The 7816-nt window shown below is 57.5% G+C and carries 9 protein-coding genes; 1 reads left to right on the top strand and 8 read right to left on the bottom strand.

Features of this window, described 5'->3' with window-relative positions:
- Positions 1-228: 228 nt before the first annotated feature.
- Positions 229-528: a hypothetical protein gene (locus IG168_RS08500; protein ID WP_193163881.1), complete on the bottom strand. Its 300-nt coding sequence runs from the start codon at positions 526-528 to the stop codon at positions 229-231.
- Between the two features lie 123 nt (positions 529-651).
- The gene (locus IG168_RS08495; RefSeq protein WP_193163879.1) at positions 652-1059 is read right to left on the bottom strand and encodes a hypothetical protein; all 408 of its coding nucleotides are present in this window, start codon (positions 1057-1059) and stop codon (positions 652-654) included.
- A gap of 117 nt (positions 1060-1176) precedes the next feature.
- Between IG168_RS08495 and IG168_RS08490 the strand changes: the two genes are divergently transcribed.
- Complete coding sequence (locus IG168_RS08490) at positions 1177-1464, top strand: hypothetical protein (protein ID WP_193163877.1); 288 nt, start codon at positions 1177-1179, stop codon at positions 1462-1464.
- Positions 1465-1613: 149 nt separating this feature from the next.
- On the opposite strand, the gene ubiD is transcribed toward IG168_RS08490, so the two are convergent.
- The 6 genes from ubiD to rdgB all read right to left on the bottom strand — a co-directional run bounded on the left by ubiD (position 1614) and on the right by rdgB (position 7812).
- The gene (gene ubiD, locus IG168_RS08485) at positions 1614-3077 is read right to left on the bottom strand and encodes a 4-hydroxy-3-polyprenylbenzoate decarboxylase (protein WP_193163875.1); all 1464 of its coding nucleotides are present in this window, start codon (positions 3075-3077) and stop codon (positions 1614-1616) included.
- A gap of 172 nt (positions 3078-3249) precedes the next feature.
- On the bottom strand, positions 3250-3528 hold the full coding sequence (locus IG168_RS08480; RefSeq protein WP_091388409.1) for an RNA recognition motif domain-containing protein: 279 nt from the start codon (positions 3526-3528) through the stop codon (positions 3250-3252).
- A gap of 272 nt (positions 3529-3800) precedes the next feature.
- On the bottom strand, positions 3801-5060 hold the full coding sequence (gene rho / locus IG168_RS08475; RefSeq protein ID WP_193163872.1) for a transcription termination factor Rho: 1260 nt from the start codon (positions 5058-5060) through the stop codon (positions 3801-3803).
- 386 nt (positions 5061-5446) lie between these two features.
- A complete protein-coding gene (gene trxA, locus IG168_RS08470) occupies positions 5447-5767 on the bottom strand; it encodes a thioredoxin TrxA (RefSeq protein ID WP_193163870.1) in 321 nt (106 codons plus the stop codon).
- A 178-nt stretch (positions 5768-5945) separates the two neighbouring features.
- Entirely contained in the window at positions 5946-7202 is a 1257-nt protein-coding gene (gene hemW / locus IG168_RS08465) for a radical SAM family heme chaperone HemW (RefSeq protein ID WP_226876712.1), read from the bottom strand.
- Entirely contained in the window at positions 7195-7812 is a 618-nt protein-coding gene (gene rdgB, locus IG168_RS08460) for an RdgB/HAM1 family non-canonical purine NTP pyrophosphatase (protein ID WP_193163868.1), read from the bottom strand. The genes hemW and rdgB overlap by 8 nt, the downstream gene beginning before the upstream one ends.
- Positions 7813-7816 lie beyond the last annotated feature (4 nt).

Genomic DNA, 7816 nt, shown 5'->3' with positions numbered 1-7816 from the left:
ATCAAGCCACTCCTCACGCATTAATTTAGTAAGTTCATCTATTTCTTGCTGGTATATTTCCATGCTCAGATTCTTGATAGTGCATAACGCCCGCAACAGGGGCGGCCAATGCTGTGCATGTTTTGTGCAAGAATGGGAGCGCAGCGACCCGCACAAAATGTGCACAGCGTTGGGCGTCCCGCGGAGGCCCGAAGGGCCGGAGCATCCTGCTTGCGTTTGTTAAGAGGCCTACTCAACTACGATAGTCCCATCTTTGAATGTTGCACAAAATGCCTCAGGGCCTTCCCAGCAGTCGGGCTCAAGTGAGATCTTTATAGTAAGGTTATTGCTTAACTCGATCTTGAGAGACTCATCACGAGCGAAAGTCACGGCTAGAACTTTACTACCTATGAGCGCATCTTGCTCTCCAGTTACCTCCGTTGGGTTGAACGCAGCAAGAGTTCCGCAGTCAAATTCAAACCCGGAAGACTCTTTGCCGAGATCAAAGCGTTTTAGCTTCGCACCTTTAAACTTATCTAGAGGCTGCATTTCTAGACTCTTAACGCCCAGCACACGGGCGGCCGAAATGAAGCGAAGCGAAATGTAGGCCGTCCAGCCCGGCGCCTTTTGCCGGGCTTTCGTGCTGCTGTTTGTTATGTGTTTTTACTACCATTAGAAGCGCCTATTGATTGGAGGAAGCTCTCCGTGGCTTGCAAAGTACTGCGCAAGAAACTCTTTCTCGGTTGTTTTGTGATCCTCGGACTCATAAACGTCGATTTCGATATGGCCATATGACGCAACAGCATGAGAGTAGACACTCCAAAAATCTCGAGTATCAACATCTACATCGTACCTGCTCCACACGTCATGCTTGGTCTCACCGATATAGAGGATATTGCTAGACCCTCGAAATCTAGGGATTGGCTTTAATGTTCTCAATACATAGACAACCCCACAAATCCCCTTAGTTTCCTCAAGCGCAGATCTATATTGAATAATGAATTCATCAACTTCATTTGACTCAAGCTTAACTTTTCCTTCGTGCTTTCTAAACACATTCGCTGAATCAAATACCATCATCTAGCAGATACCCCCTGGTACACATAACAGTTTATTCAAAGGCATGGTCATATCTGGGCATATGCCTATATGTAACCATGTATACCCAGATGTGACCATAAATGGATAAATGTGGCCATGCTAAAGCTCGATGCTGGCGTCTATATCCGTACAATCTTCAACCAGGCGCTCAACGATTCGATGCCCCAAGCCCAGTGTGGTGGCCGTTTCTCTCTTAGTGACCCAAGCCTTTCCAGCGCGGCTCCACCGTCCGCCGGCTTGTTTTATAAGGCGCTGCATCGCGGTTTCTTCAGGCCCGACACAAAGTGCAACGGCATCGGATTTTCTATAGGCATTGAGAGCAGCGTGGGAGTGCCCGGGGGCAGGCTTATCGCGCTCGTCAATGATGAGTTCAACGGTGGTTAAAACTTTTTGTCCACAGACAGAACGGCGCTAGCGGACGGCGCACAGGCGTTTGCCGAAACGGCGCTCAAAGCGGCGGGCCCCTAGCTGGCCGGGGCGGATTGTTTTGATGACCTGCATGCTCCCCTCCCTGGGATTTATCTACCTAATTTTTAGAGGCCGAGTTTGGGCCAGATCTCGTCGATTTTCTTGACCACCGCTTCGTCCCGCTCGATCGGCCTACCCCATTCGCGGGAAGTCTCCCCTTCCCACTTGTTGGTGGCATCGAAGCCGATCTTGGAGCCGAGTCCGGATACCGGCGAGGCGAAGTCGAGATAGTCGATGGGCGTGTTCTCGACCATGACGGTGTCCCGGGCAGGATCCATACGCGTGGTCATCGCCCAGATCACATCGTTCCAGTCGCGCGCATTCACGTCGTCATCGGTAACGATGACGAACTTGGTGTACATAAACTGCCGCAGGAAAGACCAGACCCCCATCATCACGCGCTTGGCGTGACCCGGGTACTGTTTCTTCATGGTGACGACCGCGAGGCGGTAGGAGCAGCCTTCCGGCGGCAGGTAGAAATCGACGATTTCCGGGAACTGCTTCTGCAGGATCGGCACTAATACTTCATTGAGGGCTTCACCGAGTACCGCGGGCTCATCCGGTGGGCGTCCGGTGTAGGTACTGTGGTAAATCGGGTCTTTGCGGTGGGTGATCTTTTCCACGGTGAAAACCGGAAAACGGTCCACCTCGTTGTAATAACCGGTGTGGTCGCCGTAGGGCCCCTCGTCGGCCATATCGTCCGGGTGGATGAAACCTTCAAGCACGTATTCCGCGCTGGCCGGCACCTGCAGGTCGCTGAGCGTGGCATTGACCACCTCTGTCTTGTCGCCGCGCAACAGGCCGGCGAAGGCGTATTCCGACAGGGTATCCGGTACGGGGGTGACGGCACCGAGGATGGTGGCGGGATCGGCGCCCAGCGCCACGACAACCGGATAGGGCTGGCCCGGGTGCTTCCTGCACCAGTCGCGGAAATCCAGCGCGCCGCCGCGGTGGGACAACCAGCGCATAATCAGGCGGTTTCTGCCGATCAGCTGCATACGGTAGATGCCGAGGTTCTGGCGCTTCTTTTCCGGTCCGCGGGTGATCACCAGCGGCCAGGTCACCAGCGGCGCGACATCACCGGGCCAGCAGGTCTGGATCGGCAGCCGGTACAGATCGACATCGTCTCCCTCGAGTGAAACCTGCTGGCAGGCCGCCTTGCTGACGACCTTGGGCCCCATATTCAGCACCTGCTTGAATACCGGTAACTTTTCCCAGGCATCGCGCAGGTTTTCCGGCGGCTGCGGCTCCTTGAGAAAGGCCAGCAGCTCGCCCACTTCGCGCAGTTCGCTGACGCTCTCGCGGCCCATGCCCAGGGCGACCCGCTCCGGGGTGCCGAACAGGTTGGCGAGTACCGGCGTGTCAAAACCCACGGGGTTTTCAAACAGCAGTGCAGGCCCGCCCGCGCGCAGTACGCGATCGGCGATTTCTGTCATTTCGAGATTGGGATCGACGGGGTGTTTAATGCGCTTGAGCAGGCCGCGCTTTTCCAGCAGCTTGATAAAATCGCGCAGGTCTTTGTATTTCATGCAGTTCCCGGCATTGGATTAAGGATGCCAGTGTAAAGCAGAGAGCACAAAATGAGGACTGCCACCCTGTGAAACAGGGAGCGAGAAGGGGGAGGCGGCTGGTAAAACGACCTGCGGCGAATACCGCAGGCCGTTAAATTCTTTAAGTTGCTATTAACTAACAGCTAACAACTTAGAAGCGGGGACGACGCGGACGATCACCACGATCTTCGCGCGGCTTGGCTTCGTTAACACGGATGTTACGGCCAGACAGCGGCTTGTCGTTCATCTCTTCGATTGCTTTGCGCGCTTCGTCGTCGTTCGGCATTTCTACGAAACCGAAGCCTTTAGAACGGCCAGTCTCACGGTCGGTAATAACAGTAGCCCGAGAGATTTCTCCGAATGCACCGAATGCTTCGTGCAGTTCATCAGAGGTAACGCCGTAGGCCAGATTTCCAATATAGATATTCACAAAAAGTTCTCACTAGATATGTGGGCTGTCGTGCAGTCACAAATGGATAACCAGCTCCACCAGATCATCCATCTGAGATTGACCCCCTTTGTTCAAGTGATTCACATCACCCGGGGTCAATTCAGTCGGGCGTTGTACACAACCAGCGCCACAATGGGGGACTTTATATGCCTAACGCCGCCCCTTTTCAACTGAATTCGGCGCAAATAATCGCCTTATTCCTCTCCAATACAAAACCGGCACTCCACTGGAGTGCCGGTTATCAATTAGTACTATTTCCGCTTCATCGACAGGAAGAACTCGTCGTTGGTTTTGAAGTCCTTCAGCTTGTCGATCAGGAACTCGGTAGACGCCAGATCCTCCATATCGTGCAGCAGTTTGCGCAGGATCCACACGCGCTGCAGCTCGCCCTCGGGCATCAACAGCTCTTCGCGGCGGGTACCGGAGCGGCGCACGTTGATCGCCGGGTAGACGCGTTTCTCGGCGATCTTGCGATCCAGCTGCAGCTCCATGTTACCGGTGCCTTTGAACTCCTCGAAGATCACTTCGTCCATCTTGGAGCCGGTATCCACCAGCGCAGTGGCGATGATGGACAGGCTGCCACCCTCTTCGATGTTACGCGCGGCACCGAAGAAGCGCTTCGGGCGCTCCAGGGCGTGGGCGTCCACACCACCGGTCAGCACCTTGCCGGAACTCGGTACGGTAGTATTGTAGGCACGCGCCAGGCGGGTGATAGAGTCGAGCAGGATCACCACATCTTTCTTGTGCTCTACTAGGCGCTTGGCCTTCTCGATCACCATCTCGGCAACCTGTACGTGGCGCGCCGGCGGCTCGTCGAAGGTAGAGGCCACCACTTCACCGCGTACGGAGCGCTGCATTTCGGTCACTTCTTCCGGACGCTCGTCGATCAGCAGGACGATCAGGTGGCACTCCGGATTGTTGCGGGTGATGGCCTGGGCCATGTTCTGCAACATGATGGTCTTACCGGCTTTCGGCGGTGCCACGATCAGTCCGCGCTGCCCTTTGCCGATTGGCGCCACCAGATCGATGATGCGGCCGATCAGATCCTCTGAGGATCCGTTGCCACACTCGAGCGTCAGGCGTTCATTGGGGAAGAGCGGGGTGAGGTTTTCGAACAGAATCTTGTTGCGCGCGTTTTCCGGCTTGTCGAAGTTGATTTCGCTGACCTTGAGCAGGGCAAAGTAGCGTTCACCTTCTTTGGGGGGGCGGATCTTGCCGGAAATGGAGTCGCCGGTGCGGAGGTTGAAGCGGCGGATCTGACTGGGAGAAACGTAGATATCATCCGGGCCCGCCAGGTAGGAGGAGTCGGCGGAGCGCAAAAAACCAAAACCATCTTGCAAGATTTCGAGTACGCCGTCGCCGTAAATATCCTCTCCGCTTTTGGCGTGGCGCTTGAGGATATTGAAAATAATGTCCTGTTTGCGCGAGCGGGCGAGGTTTTCAAGGCCCATGCCTTTGGCGATTTCAATCAGTTCTTCAATGGGTTTAGTTTTTAATTCAGAAAGATTCATACCAATTGCTTTATTAAGGTTTCTGTTGTCAGTTGGCGCGGACGCACCGGAAATTTGAGGAGGGGTTTTGAAATTTGAAATTGAACAATTGCTCGTTGTTGCCCACATCAAGGCGGTGTCATATTTGACCGGCTGCGCGATGCTCAGGGGAACTCACAGTCTGCTCTGACTCATAAACGGGTTGAGCAGCATATGCTACGGAAAGTTCAACTCGAGGAGTATGCGCGCCGGGGATGGTCTATGACCGTGCGGAGGGGCGACTTCGTTCAGCTCGGTCCGGGAATTCGATCTCGACTCGTCTGAATAGTTTCAAGATTACTAGGCAGTATAACGGCAGTTTTCCATACTGCAAAGGGAATTCGGCCCTTTGCAGTATGGTGTCGGCCTTACAACTGGCTATCGATGAATTCAGTCAGCTGGGCGCGGGACAGGGCGCCGACCTTGGTGCCTTCCACATTGCCGCCCTTGAACAGCAGCAGGGTCGGGATACCGCGTACGTTGTACTTGGCCGGGGACTCCTTGTTGGCATCCACGTCCACTTTGACGACTTTCAGCTTGTCACCGTAGTGACCCGCCAGGTCCTCCAGTACCGGAGCGATCATCTTGCAGGGGCCGCACCACTGGGCCCAGAAGTCCACCAGTACCGGGCCCTCGGCCTTCAGTACTTCGGCTTCGAATTCCGCGTCAGTTACATTGACGATGCTCATATTGCTTTCCTGTTCTCTGGTTACTCGGTGTGGCCGGCTCAGGCGCGGCCAGGTGGCCACTTGCCTATCGGGCTGCTGGTTGGCGACATAATAAGGACTGGCGCCGGCGCCCCGCAAGGCGTTTCCCGCTAGATGGGGGCGGCGCCGGAAGCTTTCAAGCCCCCCGCGCGCCGCCAGATCACGGCTGCTCGAGGAAACGCTGCAGAATCTCGTCAAGATAGTCGAAGCCGAAGCGACTTGCGGCAATCCGCTGCTCGAGGGGCTCCACCAGCTCCATAGCCTCGAGCGCCGGCCACTCCCGCTTTAGCTCGGCCAGCGGCAGGCCTGTATAGCGTTCGAAGGTCTCCACCGGCACCCCGCCGACCAGGCGCAGGGCATTCATCAGGAACTCCAGCGGCAGCTCCTCGCGCTCAACCTCGTCGCATTGCGGCGGCGCCAATTCACTGTGAATCAGAGCCTGCCCAGCTGGCGCATTGGACAGCTCGCCTGGGGACTCAGGTAGATAATGCCGCGGCGCGCGGGTGCGGCGGCTGCGCAGGATACGCCCTTCTCCCGCCAGGGTGACTTTGCCGTGCGCGCCGGCACCGATACCCAGGTAGTCCCCAAACGACCAGTAGTTCAGGTTGTGGCGCGACTCGAGACCGGCGCCACTGTAGGCCGAGACCTCGTAGCGCGCATAGCCCTGCGCGGCCAGGTAATCCCGGCCACTGCCCTGCATGCTGGCAATCAGGGCCGATCCCGGCGTAACCGGCGGGGCGCTGTAGAAAGCGGTGTTGGGCTCGATGGTCAGCTGGTACCAGGAGATATGCTCCGGCCCCAGGGACACGGCCCGCTCGAGATCCGCCAGCGCCTCCACCTCACTCTGCCCCGGCAGGCCGTGCATCAGGTCCAGGTTGATATTGTCGAAGCCGGCGCGGCGCGCCATCGCCAGAGCCCCGGCGGCCTCGTCGCCGCTGTGGATACGGCCGAGGTTCTCCAGCTGCTGCGGATCAAAACTCTGTACGCCAATGGAAAGGCGGTTGACGCCGGCGGTCCGGTAACCGGCAAATTTTTCCTGTTCGAAAGTGCCGGGATTGGCCTCCATGGTGATTTCGATGTCCGGCGCGAAGCCGATGGCCTTCTCAGCGGCAGCGAGAATCGCACCGATGGCCGCAGGGGAGAACAGGCTGGGCGTGCCGCCGCCGAAAAAAATGGACGTCAGGCGGCGCCCCTGCACCCACGGCAGCTGGCTGCGCAGGTCCCGCTCCAGCTGCGCGACATACTCGGCTTCCGGCAGGCCGTATTCGGCACCGGCACCCAGCGCTTGGTGCGAGTCGATAGCCGCGGTGACTGCATGGGAGTTGAAGTCGCAATAGGGGCACTTGCGCACACACCAGGGGATATGCACGTAGAGGCTCAGCGGCGGCAGCTGCAGCACCGGCGCGACCTCAGCCAAGAGCTGCCCCACCCTGCATACGCTCACGCCACAGCTCAGCGAACTGCTGCACGGCCTGGGCGCGGTGGCTGAGCCGGTTCTTTATATCGCGCGCCAGTTGCGCGGACGTCATACCCTGGGATTCCACATAAAACAGCGGATCGTAACCAAAGCCCTGGTCCCCGGCGGGTTCGCGCAGGATGCGCCCGCTCCACTGGGCACTGCACACCAGCGGCACCGGGTCATCGTGGCGACGCACGAACGCCAGCGCACAGTGGAAACTGGCACCGCGTTGCGCATCGTCCACGTGGGCCAGCGCGGCCAGCAACTTGCGGTTGTTTTCCGCATCGGTAGCGCCGGTACCGGCGTAACGGGCGGAATAGATTCCCGGCGCGCCGCCGAGCACATCCACAGCCAGGCCAGAGTCGTCCGCCAGTGCCGGCAAACCGCTGACGCGGCTGGCGTGGCGCGCCTTGATCAGCGCGTTTTCGATAAAACTGAGTCCGGTTTCGTCGGCTTCAGGCACATCGAATTCCGACTGCGGCACTACCTCGATATCCCAATTTGCAAACAGATGGGAAAACTCTCTCAGTTTGCCGGCGTTGCCGCTGGCCAATACGATCTTTTTCACACAC

The sequence above is a fragment of the Microbulbifer hainanensis genome, from assembly GCF_014904735.1.
In the GTDB taxonomy this organism is placed as follows: Bacteria; Pseudomonadota; Gammaproteobacteria; order Pseudomonadales; family Cellvibrionaceae; genus Microbulbifer; species Microbulbifer hainanensis.
This window is presented reverse-complemented; position numbering and strand designations above follow the sequence as displayed.

Coding starts and splice junctions, on each gene's coding strand:
- IG168_RS08500 (WP_193163881.1), bottom strand. CDS start 528: ATGCAGCCTCTAGATAAGTTTAAAGGTGCGAAGCTAAAACGCTTTGAT.
- IG168_RS08495 (WP_193163879.1), bottom strand. CDS start 1,059: ATGATGGTATTTGATTCAGCGAATGTGTTTAGAAAGCACGAAGGAAAA.
- IG168_RS08490 (WP_193163877.1), top strand. CDS start 1,177: ATGCTAAAGCTCGATGCTGGCGTCTATATCCGTACAATCTTCAACCAG.
- ubiD (WP_193163875.1), bottom strand. CDS start 3,077: ATGAAATACAAAGACCTGCGCGATTTTATCAAGCTGCTGGAAAAGCGC.
- rho (WP_193163872.1), bottom strand. CDS start 5,060: ATGAATCTTTCTGAATTAAAAACTAAACCCATTGAAGAACTGATTGAA.
- trxA (WP_193163870.1), bottom strand. CDS start 5,767: ATGAGCATCGTCAATGTAACTGACGCGGAATTCGAAGCCGAAGTACTG.